This window comes from Chitinophagales bacterium (assembly GCA_020636495.1).
Lineage (GTDB): Bacteria > Bacteroidota > Bacteroidia > Chitinophagales > Chitinophagaceae > UBA5543.
The window spans coordinates 76,142-92,613 of record JACJXQ010000009.1 but is presented as its reverse complement, the minus strand read 5'-3'; the positions used below and the strand labels follow the sequence as shown (position 1 = coordinate 92,613).

Sequence of the window (16,472 nt, the reverse complement as noted above, 5' to 3'; positions counted from 1 at the left end):
CAACTACTCTACCTGATTGAGCTACTCCGGCAAGCCGGAGGGAGGATTCGAACCTCCAACACGTTGGATCGTGGATGTTGATGTATTAACCCAGCAGCATATTGCCATACCAGTGGCATGCAATACTATGTGGCTATACAGAAACCATTATCGGGTCTGACGCAAACACAAGAGCAACACCTTCTTTTCCTTTTGTCAAAGGAGTCTTTTATATTCAAAGAACATTTTCGTTTTAAACAGCCGCTTAGTCTTCCCGGCTTCCATCGTCTGCCATCCTTACCATTTTAGGCAGGAACCTTGCCAGTACATCTACAAGGTCGGTTTGAGCGGCCATTACGGTATTGATGTCTTTATAGGCACCAGGTGCCTCATCCAGTCCACCTCCTATCAGCATCACATCCTTTTCTCTCAGCAATGTTTTCAACGATTGCCTGTTGAATGTTTTGTTAGCTTGTGTACGGCTCATCTGCCGCCCTGCGCCATGTGATGCTGAGTTGATAGAAGAGGCTTGTCCACGTCCCCTCACCAGGTATCCAGGTTCCGTCATCGATCCCGGTATGATACCCATGACACCCTTACCCGCAGGAGTAGCACCTTTTCTATGTACGATCACATCCTGCCCATTCCACTGCTCTTTCCAGGCAAAGTTGTGGTGATTCTCCACCCTTGCCAGTACCTGTCCACCGGTTGCCAATGCTAGTTTGTCGTGTATCACTTCGTGACAAGCACTGGCATATTTCCCGGCCAGGTTCATAGCCTTCCAGTACTCCTGTCCTTCATGGCTGTCAAGATCAAAATAGGCCAGATTCTGTACCTCTTTAGGTAGTTTGCTCAGGCTTTTTGCCAGTTTGGTATAGTGGTTAGCGATTGTTGCCCCCAAACCCCTGGAACCGGAATGTGTCAGTAGCGCCAAATACTTTCCCATTGGCAGATTATAGCCATTATCTTCTGACAATATCTCTATGATGCCATACTCTGCAAAGTGATTGCCACCACCTGATGTACCTAGTTGAGAGTATGCCTTGTCTTTCAGACTCTTCACCAGGGTATTCATATTGAATGCAGCATCATCCAACACAGCATGCTCACTTTTATATTGTCCATGGAAACCTGCTCCGGCACCAAATTTTGTATGAGCTATCAGGTCCCTTTTATATTGCATGATATTGTCTTTGAAATGTTGCTCCGGTATATCATATATACTCAGGCACATTCTGCAGCCTATATCCACACCTACGCCATATGGTATGATGGCATTGTTTGTAGCCAGCACGCCACCTATCGGCAATCCGTAACCCTGGTGCGCATCAGGCATTAAAGCACCCGCTATGCTGATGGGTAGCCTTGTGGCCAGTTCCATTTGCCTGTGCGCTCCATCTTCAATATGTTCTGCACCATATACAGCGTATTCCAACTGTTCCTGCAGCACAATGTTGTCGTCTTTCACTATCAGTTTACCTGCTAATGCTCCCAGTGCCTCATCTTCAATAAAAGATTCGGGATTGCTCAACACTTTGGCCAGTTGCGTTAACGCAACTTCCTTTTCTTCCTCATTATATCTTTCAGCAGCAAAGGTGATAGCAAAAGCTATAGCTTCCGATTCAGGATACCCCATTGCCAGTAATTCTTTTCCCTTCAGTGTTAATGGTTTCATTTTGGTCTTGTTTTTAAACTTGATGATACAAAGATGCTACCCATGTGCGCAATCTTTCTGCGTAGTAAGAATTATTTTCATTATTTTCAAAAAAAATCTCATGCCTGTAAACAGGAACGCCCTAATACGTTATAAAACTATTGATGCTTGCCTGCGCAACCGAAGGCGTAAATGGACGCTTGATATGCTTATAGACAAAGTTTCTGAAGCATTATATGAATACGAAGGCATAGATAAAGGTATCAGCAGACGTACCGTACAAGCCGATATACAAATGATGCGTAGCGATAAGCTGGGTTATAATGCACCTATTGTAATAGCTGAAAAGAAGTATTATACCTATGAAGATCCTGAATACAGTATTACCAATATACCGCTCAGCCCGCAAGACCTGGAGCGTATGAATGAAGCTGTCGAAGTGTTAAAACAGTTCAAAGGATTTTCGCATTTCTCATCGCTGAATGAAGTAGTGCAAAAACTGGAAGACCATGTGTACACGGCTGCGCATCATACCCGTTCAGTTATTGAGTTTGAAAAAAATGAACAACTGAAAGGATTGGAATATCTTGACCTGATATATAATGCTGTCATTGAACGAAAGGCAGTAGAAATGGAATATCGCTCATTTAAAGCAAGGGAGGCGAATACATTCTTTTTTCACGTATGGTGGCTCAAGGAGTTTAAGAACCGGTGGTTTGCAGTAGGTATCAGAAAGGAGGACGGGGACATTGTGAACCTGGCATTGGACAGGATCGTAAGTGTTAAGATAGCTGACAAGGTAAAATATCTGCCTAATAATCGGGTCGCCGCGGCTGATTTTTATAAGGATGTCATCGGTGTTACAGTTTCCCGTAACCAGCGGCCCAGCACTGTGTTGCTGGAAGTAACCAACCAACACGCGCCATATATTGAAACAAAACCATTGCATCATTCTCAACAGGTACTTAAAAGGTGGAAGAACAGCATATTGGTACAAATTAAGGTACAGCTGAACTTTGAGCTAGAGAAAGAGATCATGGGTTTTGGTGATGGCATACGTGTGGTAGCCCCCAAAAGGCTAAGGAAGATCATTTATAAAAAATACCAAACCTCCCTTGAACGTTATGATAAGGGTTGGGAAGAACATGAACGGGAATAGTTACTCCTCTTTTGGTGGATATTCCATCATTCCCTCAGTGCTGGCTACTATAGTAGCAACAGTTGCATCGCCAGTTACATTGACTACTGTGCGGCACATGTCCAGTATCCTGTCTACGGGAAATATAAGTGCTATCCATGCCGGGTTCAATCCTACAGATTGCAATACTATGATAAGCATGATAAGCCCTGCACTGGGTACGGCGGCTGTGCCTATAGATGCCAGTGTAGCAGTCATCACGATGGTAAGTTGTTGTGTGAGGTTCAGGTCAACGCCATGCAGTTGTGCAAGGAATACTACCGCCACTGCCTGGTACAGGCTGGTGCCATCCATGTTTACAGTAGCTCCAATGGGCAATACAAAGCTGCTTACTTCTTCTTTCACGCCAAGGTTCTTTTGCACGCAATCCATAGTTACTGGCAGTGTTGCTGCAGAGCTGCTAGAAGAAAATGCAAGGAACTGTGCAGGCGCCATTGCTTTGAAAAAGCCACGGTAGTTCAGCTTTTTTACAATTCGTGTTATGAGTAAAGGGTAGAGGATAAATGCCATGATACACAGGCCCGCAATTACTACTACCATATAGGTTGTTATTGCTCCCAGCAGGTTGATGATACGGTCTGTATTGTCATTGGCCATTTGTGTGAGCTTGCCGGCCATGAGTGCGAATACGAAATAAGGCGCACCACGCATAACAATATCCACCATCTTAATGAATATCATGCTGCCTGCTTCAACAAAGTTGATCATGCCTGCCACCTTACTGCGGGGTAGCGATATGAGTGTAATACCAAAAAATATAGCGAAGAATATCACCTGTAGCATGAGGCTGTTGTTGAACGACAGGAAGATATTGCTGGGTACCATCTCAACAAGAAATTGTAAAGGCCCCTTGTCTTTCTGCGAACGGGCGGTCTGCATTTTTTCTTCTATAGTAGCATTGCTTTCTTCTTGCGATAATTTGCTTTTTGCTTCGTTGATATATGAAGTGTATTCTGCGTTGTCCAGGTAATGTTTACCATCTTTTATTTTTACGTTATTATCGCCGGCCCACATTTCGTAAGACAAACGGTTGACGGTCTGCAATTCATCACTTATTCTGTTTCCCGGCTTTATCATATTGACCAGAACGAGTCCTAGGCTTACAGCAGTAACAGTCGTTATGAGGTACATTGCAAGTGTTTTTATGCCCAGTCTGCCCAGTTTTTTTGTATCAGATAATCCGGCTATACCATCTATGATAGAGAACAACACCAGTGGCACTGCAATCAACTTCAACAGGTTGATGAAGATATCACCGAAAGGAGCTATCCAGTTTAGCGTGAAGCTCTTTAACCCCAGGTAGCCTGACAAAAATGCCCATGCTACACCTAAAGCAAGGCCTATAATTATTTGAAAATGTAGTGGTATTCTTCTTTTTTTCAGATCGTTCATCCGTGTGGATTTGTAGCCACTAAAGTAATTAATAACCCTTACGAATGAAAAATGCTTTATTTATCGCATTTACAGGCATTAAAAAACCTGCTTGAAGAAGCAGGTCGATATGCGTGGATACAACAATCTGGTTGCTACCCATTTGGTTACTTTTTATTCCTGAAAAAATCTTTCAGTTCCTGGCTCATCTCTTCCCCTTTCTTTTTCAAGTCCTGTAATTCATCCCCCATATTTTTTTTCATAGTCTGAAAATCCATGGGTGGAGCTCCTTTCATATAGTACATTTCCTGTGGCGTACGTGCCACAGGAATAATGATCCATGCTAAAATGTAAGCCAGTAGTCCTACTCCCATAGTCAGGAACAATATCGCAAATACAAGCCTTACCAGTACAGTATCTATATCAAAATAGTTGGCTATACCGCTACATACACCTCCAAGCATCTTATCTTTGGGGTTTCTGTACAGGCGTCTAGTGCTAGGTTCGTATTGTGATGTGTACTGATAATTTGCTTGCTGACTTCCGGCACCACTGTTTTCATTAAAGTCGCTGGGATTACCAAGAGTAGCTATCACTTTCTGTACATCAGATGTGTCGATAGATTGTGCCCCGTTTTCCAGTCTTATTGCAAACAGCTCGGCAATACGGCTTTCTATATCCAGTATTATCTCATCTCTACCCGGCTCTCCGGAAAATTGCCTTTCTAACAAGGTAATGTAATCGTTCAGACGGGCATAAGCCAATTCCTCTATCGGGATAACGCGTCCGCCAATGGTTATTTGTATGATCCTTTGCATAATTACTTATTTATATAGTGGTGGTTAAATGATTAACTGATGTACTGAGTTCCGTCCATGCGGTTTTTAGTTGTTCATAAGCTGTCTCTCCTGTATCCGTTAGCGCGTAATATTTTCTTGGTGGTCCCGAAGGCGATTCCTCCCAACGGTAACTCAACAGTTCCGCGTTCTTCAATCTCGTCAGCAATGGGTACAAAGTTCCCTCCAATACTACCAACTTGCTGCTCTTCAACTGCTCCAGTATATCACTCGGGTAAGCTTCTTTCTCCTTCCTGATAATACCTAGTATACACAGCTCCAGCAAGCCCTTCTTCATCTGCGATTCTGTATTTTCTATGTTCATCTGTTACTGTTTATGATGCAAACTTAGTAAAAATATAGTACTATGCAAAACAAGGTACTATAAAAACAAAGAAAATTTTGTTAAATAGCTCTTTACTTTCATCGCAGGAATCAGAACTTTGTTACATGAAATTCAGGAAACTTACTGCTGAAGATGTAAGCCATTTCAGGTCGGTATCAGGAGAGGAGAACGTGTTCGATGACATAGAAACCCTTACAATAGCTGCGTCGGACCAGACAGAAGACCTTGTGTTTATGCCTGAATTGGTTATCAGTCCTGTAAGTCCGGTAGAGATAAGCAGCGTATTGTCTTATTGCAACGAGCATAAAATAGCAGTGACTACCCGTGGTGCGGGAACAGGGCTGAGCGGTGGAGCACTGCCTGCATATGGCGGAGTAGTGTTGGATATGCGCAGAATGAACAGGATACTGCACCTGGATACCCAAAATTTCCAGGTAACAGTAGAGCCGGGGTGCATTACACAGGTATTGCAGGAGTATGTACAAGAACATGGATTATTCTACCCTCCGGATCCTGCCAGCAAAGGTTCTTGTTTCATTGGTGGTAATGTGGCAGAAAATTCAGGTGGCCCCAAAGCTGTGAAATACGGTGTGGTAAAAGATTATGTACTGAACCTGGAAGTCGTTTTGCCCAATGGTGAAATAATATGGACAGGTGCCAACGTTCTGAAAAATGCTACAGGCTACAATCTAACACAGTTGCTGGTGGGGAGCGAAGGTACGCTTGGGGTTATTACGAAAATTGTACTCAGGCTGATACCCGCAGTACAATACGACTTATTACTGTTGGTGCCTTTTCGTTCTGCGGCTGAAGCTTGTACGGCTGTGAATAAAATAATGCTTACAGGTATTACGCCATCGGCGCTTGAATTTATGGAGCGAGACGCTTTGCAATGGGCAATACAATATACAGAGAATACTATCATGACCTTACCCGACGATATACAGGCGCACCTGTTGATAGAAGTAGATGGTAATGATATGGATGTATTATATAAACAGGCCGAACAGATAAGTGCTACACTGGAAAGCTTTGATACTGGTGAGATATTATTTGCAGAAAGTCACGAACAGAAACAAATGCTCTGGGCATTACGTCGTAAGGTGGGGGAAGCTGTGAAATCCAATTCTATCTACAAGGAAGAAGATACCGTAGTGCCAAGGGCAGCATTACCATTGTTATTGTCAACGGTTAAGTCGATAGGAATAGAGTATGGTTTTACGTCTGTTTGTTATGGCCATGCCGGTGATGGTAACCTACACGTGAATATTGTAAAGGGAGATATGACTGATGAGGACTGGAATAAGAAGTTACCAATAGCAATAGAAAAAATATTTGCCGAAACAGTGAAACTCGGAGGTACGATATCAGGTGAACATGGTATTGGCCTTGTGCAAAAGAACTATATGAATATCGCTTTTGGTAATGCTCAGATACTACTCATGCAGGCGATAAAGGATGTTTTTGACCCCAATGGTATATTAAATCCCGGCAAGATATTCCCGTAGGATTTGTGAAAAGTTTTACAATTTGGTGTGACTGTAAGGCGTAATATTACAGCCTTTTAACGCGTTTTATGTTAACTTCGTTATAGCCCTTCAATACAGATGAATATGAAACAAATATTGTTGACTTTGACATTCGGCCTGCTGTTAGTACCAGCTATCTATGCGCAGGATGTATACAGCAGCTCAGGCAAACCACTGAACAGGAGCGAGACGAATGTAAAAAGTGATAAGCTGATAGACCCACAGAGGATCATATTCGGAGGATGGGGAATATTCGGTATTGCATCTGGTGTAACCAATATAGGTGCCACACCAATATTGGGTTATAGGATTACCGACCATTTTTCGGCAGGAGTAGGATTTGGTTATCAGTACTTACATATAAAAAATTATTTCAGTGTTATTGTAGATCCGGTTACTGCGAGGGAGGAATTACACCCGCTTAATGCACATTTCTATTCGCCCAGTGTGTGGATGCGCTACGTAATATGGAATAATATATTTGCTCATGTTGAGTACGAGCATAATATTTCAAGCTATAAAGAATATACAAACGACTATACAAAGTCTCCACCTCCTGTAATAACGAAAAATACAACACTAACTGTGCCCAGCTTGCTAGCCGGTGGCGGTATACGTCAACCAATCAGCGACCGAGCATCTATGGTATTTATGGCACTGTATGATGTGCTGCAGGATCAGAATAGCCCGTACCGCAATACTGTTGCTTTCAGATTGGGAATAAATATCGGCTTCTGATATACATAGTTGAATATCTCAAGGGGTTTTCTGGCCGAGCTTTTCTGCTACCAGTTCAGATAGTTCCTGCTCTATCAGCAAAATACTTTTCATAACAAGTACTTTGTTGGCTATCTGCCAGGCTTCTCCGTTTGTTTGTGTCATGAAAAATCCGTTCTTACTGCTGTCATTAGGCAGTACATACAGATAAAATCTGTCGCCTTCTTCATTTACCCTGATAAAATGGAAGGTCTCTCCGTTTACCTCTATTGTAAATCTGTTCCTGGTCATCTTGCAGGTGTGGTTTTTAATTCCGCTGCAATGATAGTCTCCCTGTAATATCTTGTTTGTAGAATTAATTCTACTGTATATGTAAAATTAATTCTACAAATTTGTGTGGTAATTAAGAGAGAGAAATATAAATAGATAATTATAATATAGACGGATAGATAATGTTACTGTCAGCTAAGTAAATATTATCCATTACACCTTTATGCAACCATCCATAATTATTGCCGATGATCACTCAATGATCCGGAAGGGTATGAAACTGTTGCTCCAGGCCAGTTTAGGTTATACAGATGTCAGGGAGACAACAACCTGCAATGCGCTGATGATGGAACTGATGAAGAGAGATTGCAGTCACCTGATACTGGATATTATTTTTTCTGACGGAACAGCTCTCGAGGTGATAGGCAACATCAGGCGCCTGTATCCTTCGCTCAATGTCATGGTCTTTAGTATGCAGTTGGCAGAGGTTTACGCTGAAGCTTTCAGGCAATATGATGTACATTATTTTATGTCTAAGTCATCAAGCGAAGAGATGACGATCATGATGTTGAAGAAGTTCTTGCATAATGAAGCTCCTCCGGTGATCGAAATGAATGCGATCAATCAAAAGAACCCTTTTTCATCTTTATCACCAAGAGAACTGGAAGTGATACACTACCTGCTGAACGGGCATCAAACTAAAGCCATTGCCAAAACACTCAACCTGGGTATGAGCACTGTCTCTACCCTGAAAAAAAGGATATTTGAAAAAACAGAAACAGAGAACCTGAAACAGCTAATGGAGTTGGCATCTCTATACGACATAAACTTCTGAACAAGGCCGGTGCGTGGAGTGCCGGCATATTTATTTGCGAAACAATTTATTGCAAACAGAACAAAACAATGCAGACTATTAAATCGGAGTTATTAACCGGCAACTGGCTATTTGTATTCCTTATTGTTCCGATCATATCTATTCTTTTGTATTTGGTGGCCAGGCTGGCAATAAAGAATATTATCACCAAACAAAAGATACTGAAGATGCTGGTAGAGCGCAAAACGCGCGAGACTAAACAGCAGAATATTGAACTGGAAAAGAACAACCTTATAAAGACAAGGCTTATCTCAATCATCAGTCACGACCTGATCAGCCCGCTCAAGTTCATACATATGACCAGCAAGAACCTGTATGAGAATAAAGATACATTGTCTGAAGATCTTTATAATGAAATGCTGCTGGAGATATCCCATTCGTCAAAAGAACTGGAACTGCTATCTACTAATATTCTGAACTGGATAAAATATCAGAATGAGAACCGCAGGTTGAAAAAGGAAGAGTTTGACCTGCATGATATGGTAAACCAGATATTCAGCATTTTTCATGGCCTGGCACGCCAGAAGAATATCAGGTTTGTGAACAACATCAATAAGGGATTGATATTACACCAGTATATTGAACCATTGCGTATAGTGTTATACAACATCATTCTCAATGCACTTAATTTTACAGAGAAGGGGAACATTACCATTAGTGGGGGCAACAGCGCTAAGGGAATCCTTATCCGTGTGCGCGATGAGGGGGTTGGTATGACTACTGAACAGATAAGCAACATCATGTCTGAGCATTTTATCGTATCGTCTGCCAACCTTAACAACCGTAAGGGAAATGGTTTGGGTTATCTTATTATTAAAGACCTTTTGAAGCTGGTAGATGCCAAGTTCCTGATAAAAAGCAAGAAAGGTAAGGGTACGATAGTGAGTATCCTTTTGCCGGAATAATGTACGTAAATACTATTCTACTCTTTAAACAGTTTAGTTTATACTAATATCTGCCACTAATACCCTAAATGGGGTTAACTTTGCCCATTGATACTGAATATTTTTATATGAGTGCAAGGCAAGCAATAAAGCATCCTGCTGCAAGCCCTTACCTGTTGTACAGCGACGGAGAAGGCAATATTTACGAAGACACAAGCCTGTATGCCATTGGCCGTACAGGTTGGGATGCCATTCCACTGGAACAGGATGACTGGATAGAGATGCCCGATGGTGGCAGCCTTTATGAATTGCCTGATAGGCGAGGTATAGGTATAGATGTAAAAACGGGTGAGATGCGCCTTTGCGACAAAGGCTGGGCGGTAGCTGCTTTTGTACCACCTGCGCATACCAGCTTGTATATGGCGGCTTATGAAAGTTTGCCCGAGGCACAATTATTACCCTTGTATTGTTATACGGCCGCAGGATGGTACGACGATAAGTTTTATGTTACCGCAGTACGTATAGAAGATGATATTCGCCAGGAGCATAGCGGTTTTGATGATGAAAAGGTGAAAGAAGGGGTTGGTAAAATGATGGCCGCCTACCCGCACAACAGACTGGTGAAGCATATTGCAGAAAATTGCGCACTGACCTACAGCTGCCCGGCAGCACGCAACTATTTTATGGGGCGTTGGGAATGTCCGATACCTTCATCCCCCGCATGTAATGCTAACTGTGTAGGTTGTATCTCTTTCCAGCCCGAGGATGAGGAGATATTCTCACCGCAGGACAGGCTGTCGTTTAAACCTACTGCTGAAGAAATAGTTGAGTACACTGTTCCGCACCTTGAAAGTGCGCCATACCCTATAGTGAGCTTTGGTCAGGGGTGTGAAGGAGAACCGCTGCTGATGTGGGAAACTATAAGGGATGCGATCATTGAGATACGTAAGCACACACAGAAGGGTAGCATCAACATCAATACTAACGGCAGCAAACCTGATGCAGTAGAAAAGCTGATGCAAGCAGGGCTGAACAGCATCAGGGTAAGTACCAATTCGGTACGTAAAGAAGTATATACTCCTTATTACCTGCCTAACAACTACCAGATGGAAGATATAATAGAAAGCCTTAGGATAGTGCGTAAATATGGTGGCTGGGCATCTATCAACTATTTTGCATTCCCGGGTATGACAGATAGCGTCGCAGAATATGAGGCACTTCGTGAAGTGATAAAATACACCGACCTGAGTATGATACAGTGGCGCAATTTCAATATTGACCCTGATTGGTACCTTGGCAAAATAGGTGCTACAGATACAGGTGAGTGCCTGGGCATCAAACAGATGATGGAATTGATACACGAAGAGTTTCCTAATGTCAAATTCGGATATTTCAACCCTCCGGCAGAGCGAATGTCAGACTATGACAAAAACTTCGCACACTAAATATTTTGTTAAACAGTTAAAGTATAAAGGCTGACAGGCTTTTTTGAATTTTGATTTTTTATTTTTGAAAGCAAGATGAGTACCGTACAACAGGAACAAACAATAGATGTAAGAGCCGCTGCATGGACGGTAGGTGCGCATATACTGTTATTGCTCCTCTTCTTTTTTATAACTTATAAGGTGCCCGAAATGGAGAGCCCGGGTGATATGGGCATTGAAGTGAACCTGGGTACGGCTGCAGATGGCTATGGAACGGAGCAGCCTATGGCTCCTGAAGAGCCGGCACCTGATAATGAGGCCAGTGCTACAGTAGCCGCGGCATCACAGGCTGATCTGCCGGCAGAAATGGTGGAAAGTAATGATCCTGAATCTCCCGAAGTAAATACTGTAAAGACAAACAAGACTGCAGATACAAAAGGCAAACCCAATACAACCAGGGCAAAGAAAAACGATCGCCCGGCCAACAATAATACAACTCCTGCCCCCAAAGCACGCTATGTATATGGAGGCGCGACAGGCACAGGTGGCAATGGTGCAACGACCGATGCCAAAGGTGGCAGCGAAGGCAATACGACAGGCAACAGCGATCGAGGTGTACCTGGTGGTACGCCCGGTGCTACTAACTATGAAGGCACTCCCGGCGGAGGTAGTGGCATTAGCCACGACATAAGTGGGCGTAATATAGTAGCCTTCCCTCCACGTGATGCTGAATTTAAGGAAGGGGGACAGGTGACAGTGCGTATTACAGTCAACAGGCAAGGAATTATTACTGACAGGCGCATAGTATCGTCGTCCAACTCGCAACTCAGGGAAATAGCATTAAAGAAGATAAGCAGCATCCGCTTCAATAAAAGTGATACAGCCCCTGAAGAACAGTTCGGGAATATTACCTTTGTATTCAAAACCCGTTCATAGGTTCTCTATGCAAGAGCAAATTACGTATCAGCAAACAGTCAATTATTTATATGAGCAGTTGCCCATGTTCACGCGCATAGGTGCGGCGGCTTTTAAGAAAGACCTCACTAATACCATACGCCTGTGCGGGATGCTGGGCAATCCACAGGACAAATTCAAGTCTATACACGTAGCAGGTACCAATGGTAAGGGCAGCGTTACACATATGCTGGCGGCAGTATTCCAGGAGGCGGGTTATAAAACAGGCCTGTACACTTCTCCCCATCTTATCGATTTCAGGGAACGTATACGCATAGACGGACTGCCGGTGAGCAAACAGTGGGTGATAGATTTTGTTGAACGCTACAAGCAGCAAATAGAAGAGATAGAACCTTCATTCTTCGAGATAACGGTGGCTATGGCCTTTGCCGCTTTTGCCGAACAGGAAGTAGATATAGCTATAATAGAAACAGGCATGGGTGGCAGGCTGGACAGTACCAATGTTGTCACACCGCTGGTGTCTGTTATTACCAATATCGGGTTCGATCATATGGAATTTCTCGGGCAGACATTGCCGGAGATAGCTACTGAAAAAGCGGGTATCATCAAACAAGGTGTACCTGTGGTTATAGGAGAGCAGCACCCCGAAACAGAAGGAGTGTTTTTCGAGAATTCGGTACACAAACAAAGTGTAGTGTATCACGCCGAAAGTATGTGGGATATGGTACGCACGAAAAACGACCTGCAATATCAGGTGTTCAAAGCCATACACCGCGGCCGCAGGGAGATGCATGATATTACTACTGACCTGCTGGGCGACTACCAGGCGGCTAATATAAAAACTGTGCTTGCCGTGCGAGATGTGCTCGTGTCGTCAGGTATGGCAGAGCTGCCGCTGGACGTAACATTTGCTGCCTTGTCTAAAGTGAAAAAACTAACAGGCCTGCGCGGCCGTTGGGACGTGCTTCAGCAGGAGCCGCTCATTATTGCCGATGTGGCACATAACCCTGCAGGGCTTACCGGTGCAATGAAACAATGGAACAACATCACTGCAGGTAAGAAACATATCGTTACCGGTTTTGTAAAAGATAAAGATGTAGCCGCCGCACTGGCACTGTATCCCAAAGACAATATCTACTACTTCTGCAATGCGGATATACCGCGTGCCATGCCTGCCAGCCAACTACAGTCAGCTGCAAAAGTAGCAGGGCTGGAAGGGAATATGTATGTATCGGTAGCAGATGCTGTAAAAGCAGCACGCGAAGCACTGGCCAAGAACGATGCCCTGCTGATAACAGGCAGTGTATTCGTTGTAGGCGAAGCTATTCAGTACTTGAACGTGAACAATGGTAAGCTCTTCCCTACCTCTTTAGTGTAGACTATTATTAAGATATCCTCTCTTTGGTCGATGTACTCGACAAACCAATAGTAGCGTATGTGGTTAAATAATTTTATTATTAACTATATGATTTCCTGTTCTAAATGTGTAAGTTTGCATTGATATAGATTATCATCACATGTAAAACATTGTTTCATTAAAACTATCTCTTATGAAAAAGACGCTCTTGCTATGCACAATAGCAGCTACTGCTATGCTGCTCACTCGTTGCTCAGACGAAAAAAAATCAGACGAAAAGACTGACGACTATGCCGCAAACGCGGATACTACTACCAATCCTGACGATCTGTGTATTGTAACACCAAGCTGGTTCCCACACACGCAAACACCGCCCCCTGCCGAAGGAAAAGGAAGTCCTTTTGATGCCCAGAGCACCACGAACCAGATATTCCACCAGTGGGCTTACAATAAGTTTCTGTGGCTGACCAAACCGGATGCAAATGGTAATCCATTGTTCCTTACTTCTTCCGATATTCAGGAGATAACCACCTACATGTCGCCTATAACCATACCGGCAGGTACAATGGTGGTGTTGCAGGATACTAAACAGGCAGGTAGTGGTAGCCCTATTTTGCAGACCAATGCTGATTATGGTGGTACCAGCGAAACGGTGTATTATTCTATACACATGAATGATATAATGTACAAAAGCGGTGTAGCTTTCGCGCAGGAGATCATCAGTGGTAAGTTGCCTGCAGATAATTCATCTACCTACCCTGTAGGTTCTTTTGAACTGAAAGTAGCCTGGGTGCCTGTATCAGCAATACCCGCCGACAAACAGATCAACTATTACACTACAACCGCATCTCTTTCTGCTGATGGTGGTAATACATATAAGAACACTGAAGTAGCGCTGATAGGTATGCATGTCGTGGGTGTGGTTGAGAACCATCCCGAGTTTATATGGGCCACTTTCGAGCATAACGACCTGGCACCTGATTACGACTGGGTTGCCAATTCAGCGAGTGCAACGGAAGATATGCTCCTGTTCAAAAAAGGAAGTGTGTCAGGTATTGATGGTATTCGCTACGACAAGACCACCAAACTGGGTATGACACCATACCAGGTATTCGACCTGTTTGAGTATGGCGTACCTCGCGATGCTGGTGGAGGTTTCATGTCTACCTCGCAGCAGGAGCCTGTCAATTATAACAATACACAGGGTATAAACGTATGTGTACAGGGCAAACTGGATGATGTGTGGGAGAACTACTTTTACAATGGGGCCTTATGGCTGAACATGGACGGTACTACACCTGAACAACAGGCAGCTTTGATAAAAAGCCTGGGCTACAACATAGGTGCTGCTACACCCGGCAGTTCTGCACGTGGTAGTGTCAATTGTGCTAATGTGACAATGGAGAGCTTTATGCAGACCTTCCAGACCAGCATCAGCACCATTAAAGCATCAAACCTGGCCAACTGTTTCTCTTGTCATACAGGTGTATCGTTCAACAGTAGTGACAGTACATCACCGCTCTACCTGAGCCATGTGTTCCAGGATCATTTAGAGAATAACAAAGGCAAATCTGTAGACAAAGTGGAGGCATTGAAAGCAGCACAGGAGGATTTGATACTCAAGCGCCTGAGGAAATAATAATATGGGGCTGATAATAAATACAAAAAAGGAGGGCGCAGGCTCTCCTTTTTTACTTGCCCCTGCCCTGGAAGAGTACAATAAGCGTATAGGCCATGATCTTTACATCCAGCATCAGGCTGCAGTTCTCTATATACAGCAGATCGTATTTCATACGGTCTACCATCTCGTCTACATTCTCAGCATAGCCGAATTGTACCATACCCCACGATGTGAGTCCCGGTTTTACCTTATGAAGGTATTTGTAGTGAGGGTGTGTCTCTATGATCTTATTGATAAAGTATTGTCTTTCGGGCCTGGGGCCTACCAGCGACATTTCGCCCTTGAGTATGTTCAGGAATTGTGGCAGCTCGTCTATGCGCCATTTGCGCATGAACTTGCCCCAGGGGGTAATGCGCTTATCATCTGTGCTGGAAAGGGCGGGCCCGTGCTGCTCTGCGTCGGTATACATAGAGCGGAACTTGTAGATGTAAAAGGGTTCTCCAAACAGCCCTATGCGCTGTTGTTTGTAGATGATAGGCCCTGCTGACGATAGCTTTACCCTGATAGCTGCAAACAAGAGTACAGGAGATAAAATGGTCAGTGCCATAGCAGAAGCGAATATGTCGAAGGCACGCTTGCATACTCGCTGCCAGTGGGGCATCAGGTCGGGGTATATATGTATCAGTACGGCATCGTATACATTGCTCGTTTTTACAGAGCCTGATATGATATCGTATAGGTCAGGCTGAATCTTCACCACAACAGGTCGATAGCTGAGACGGGTAATGATATTCTCCAGCAGGTGGTGTTCTGATGTGTCTACAGCTACTATCACCTCTTCTATTTCGTGCTCGTCTATTATTTGTTCCAGTTCCGATAGGTGTCCCAGTTGTGGTAAGTGCCGACTCATGCCGTTACCATTCTCTTTTGTGCTATAAATAAAACCCTTAAAAATGTTGCCTAGTACTTTGGTGCTGCCGCTAACTTTTTTGTATATATCAATGGCCTTCTGGTTACCGCCGATGATAAGAGTATTGAACCCTACTTTACCTTCTATCAGGTTGTTCTTTACATGGTTCAGCAACAAAAGCCGGCTGAATAAAGTAGCTGCCGTATGAATGAACAGGTATCTTCCGGTAGTGCGTATGAAGTAGGAATAGTCTTCGGCATCATTGGCAAAAATGAATAGGGAAACCAATATGCTACCGAGTATGCAAGAGATGAGTGTACGGTTCACTTCGTCGAGCCTTGACTTGCGATACAGGTCGAAATAAGTACCAGCCAGCATATAGAGTACCAGCCATCCGCCAGGTATGATCACGATGGTCATCAGGTAGTCCCTGGCACCGAATATTTTCCATGAATTCCAGAAGTCTATTTGTTCCAGCAAATAGTGCCTGTAGCCCCAAAATAACAACCAGGCAACCAGCGCAGCGATATAGTCGGATATCACCAGCTTCCTGATAGCAGCTATTTTGGTTTTTGACAGGTTCATTG

15 protein-coding genes are annotated in these 16,472 nt (G+C 43.7%); 9 read left to right on the top strand and 6 right to left on the bottom strand.

Features of this window, described 5'->3' with window-relative positions; all coding sequences use genetic code 11:
• Window positions 1–244: 244 nt before the first annotated feature.
• On the bottom strand, window positions 245–1,654 hold the full coding sequence (locus tag H6550_15245) for an RtcB family protein (GenBank protein MCB9047488.1): 1,410 nt from the start codon (window positions 1,652–1,654) through the stop codon (window positions 245–247).
• A 100-nt stretch (window positions 1,655–1,754) separates the two neighbouring features.
• On the opposite strand from H6550_15245, the gene H6550_15240 reads away from it, so the two are divergent.
• Window positions 1,755–2,792, top strand: coding sequence for a WYL domain-containing protein (locus tag H6550_15240; protein ID MCB9047487.1), 1,038 nt, complete (start codon window positions 1,755–1,757; stop codon window positions 2,790–2,792).
• Here the strand turns inward: H6550_15240 and H6550_15235 are convergent, their stop codons facing one another.
• The 3 genes from H6550_15235 to H6550_15225 all read right to left on the bottom strand — a co-directional run bounded on the left by H6550_15235 (window position 2,793) and on the right by H6550_15225 (window position 5,363).
• Window positions 2,793–4,223, bottom strand: a complete 1,431-nt coding sequence (locus H6550_15235; protein MCB9047486.1) for a dicarboxylate/amino acid:cation symporter — start codon at window positions 4,221–4,223, stop codon at window positions 2,793–2,795.
• A 146-nt stretch (window positions 4,224–4,369) separates the two neighbouring features.
• Window positions 4,370–5,020, bottom strand: coding sequence for a PspC domain-containing protein (locus H6550_15230; GenBank protein MCB9047485.1), 651 nt, complete (start codon window positions 5,018–5,020; stop codon window positions 4,370–4,372).
• A 10-nt stretch (window positions 5,021–5,030) separates the two neighbouring features.
• The gene (locus H6550_15225; GenBank protein MCB9047484.1) at window positions 5,031–5,363 is read right to left on the bottom strand and encodes a PadR family transcriptional regulator; all 333 of its coding nucleotides are present in this window, start codon (window positions 5,361–5,363) and stop codon (window positions 5,031–5,033) included.
• A gap of 125 nt (window positions 5,364–5,488) precedes the next feature.
• Between H6550_15225 and H6550_15220 the strand changes: the two genes are divergently transcribed.
• A complete protein-coding gene (locus H6550_15220; protein MCB9047483.1) occupies window positions 5,489–6,892 on the top strand; it encodes an FAD-binding protein in 1,404 nt (467 codons plus the stop codon).
• Window positions 6,893–6,997: 105 nt separating this feature from the next.
• Window positions 6,998–7,651: a hypothetical protein gene (locus H6550_15215; protein ID MCB9047482.1), complete on the top strand. Its 654-nt coding sequence runs from the start codon at window positions 6,998–7,000 to the stop codon at window positions 7,649–7,651.
• Between the two features lie 18 nt (window positions 7,652–7,669).
• Here the strand turns inward: H6550_15215 and H6550_15210 are convergent, their stop codons facing one another.
• Window positions 7,670–7,921, bottom strand: a complete 252-nt coding sequence (locus tag H6550_15210; GenBank protein ID MCB9047481.1) for a hypothetical protein — start codon at window positions 7,919–7,921, stop codon at window positions 7,670–7,672.
• 202 nt (window positions 7,922–8,123) lie between these two features.
• Here H6550_15210 and H6550_15205 point away from each other — a divergent pair, with 202 nt between their 5' ends.
• The 6 genes from H6550_15205 (at window position 8,124) to H6550_15180 (ending at window position 14,993) form a co-directional block, all read left to right on the top strand.
• Window positions 8,124–8,735: a response regulator transcription factor gene (locus tag H6550_15205; protein MCB9047480.1), complete on the top strand. Its 612-nt coding sequence runs from the start codon at window positions 8,124–8,126 to the stop codon at window positions 8,733–8,735.
• A gap of 68 nt (window positions 8,736–8,803) precedes the next feature.
• Entirely contained in the window at window positions 8,804–9,679 is an 876-nt protein-coding gene (locus H6550_15200) for a HAMP domain-containing histidine kinase (protein MCB9047479.1), read from the top strand.
• A 107-nt stretch (window positions 9,680–9,786) separates the two neighbouring features.
• Window positions 9,787–11,103, top strand: coding sequence for a radical SAM protein (locus H6550_15195; GenBank protein MCB9047478.1), 1,317 nt, complete (start codon window positions 9,787–9,789; stop codon window positions 11,101–11,103).
• 75 nt (window positions 11,104–11,178) lie between these two features.
• Window positions 11,179–12,018 (top strand): TonB family protein, encoded by an 840-nt coding sequence (locus H6550_15190; protein MCB9047477.1) that lies wholly within the window; start codon window positions 11,179–11,181, stop codon window positions 12,016–12,018.
• A gap of 19 nt (window positions 12,019–12,037) precedes the next feature.
• Window positions 12,038–13,375 carry a bifunctional folylpolyglutamate synthase/dihydrofolate synthase gene (locus H6550_15185; GenBank protein MCB9047476.1) on the top strand — a complete coding sequence of 446 codons (1,338 nt, stop codon included), beginning with the start codon at window positions 12,038–12,040 and terminating at the stop codon, window positions 13,373–13,375.
• A 172-nt stretch (window positions 13,376–13,547) separates the two neighbouring features.
• Window positions 13,548–14,993 (top strand): hypothetical protein, encoded by a 1,446-nt coding sequence (locus H6550_15180; GenBank protein MCB9047475.1) that lies wholly within the window; start codon window positions 13,548–13,550, stop codon window positions 14,991–14,993.
• Between the two features lie 52 nt (window positions 14,994–15,045).
• On the opposite strand, the gene H6550_15175 is transcribed toward H6550_15180, so the two are convergent.
• Window positions 15,046–16,470 (bottom strand): sugar transferase, encoded by a 1,425-nt coding sequence (locus H6550_15175; GenBank protein MCB9047474.1) that lies wholly within the window; start codon window positions 16,468–16,470, stop codon window positions 15,046–15,048.
• Window positions 16,471–16,472: the final 2 nt, after the last annotated feature.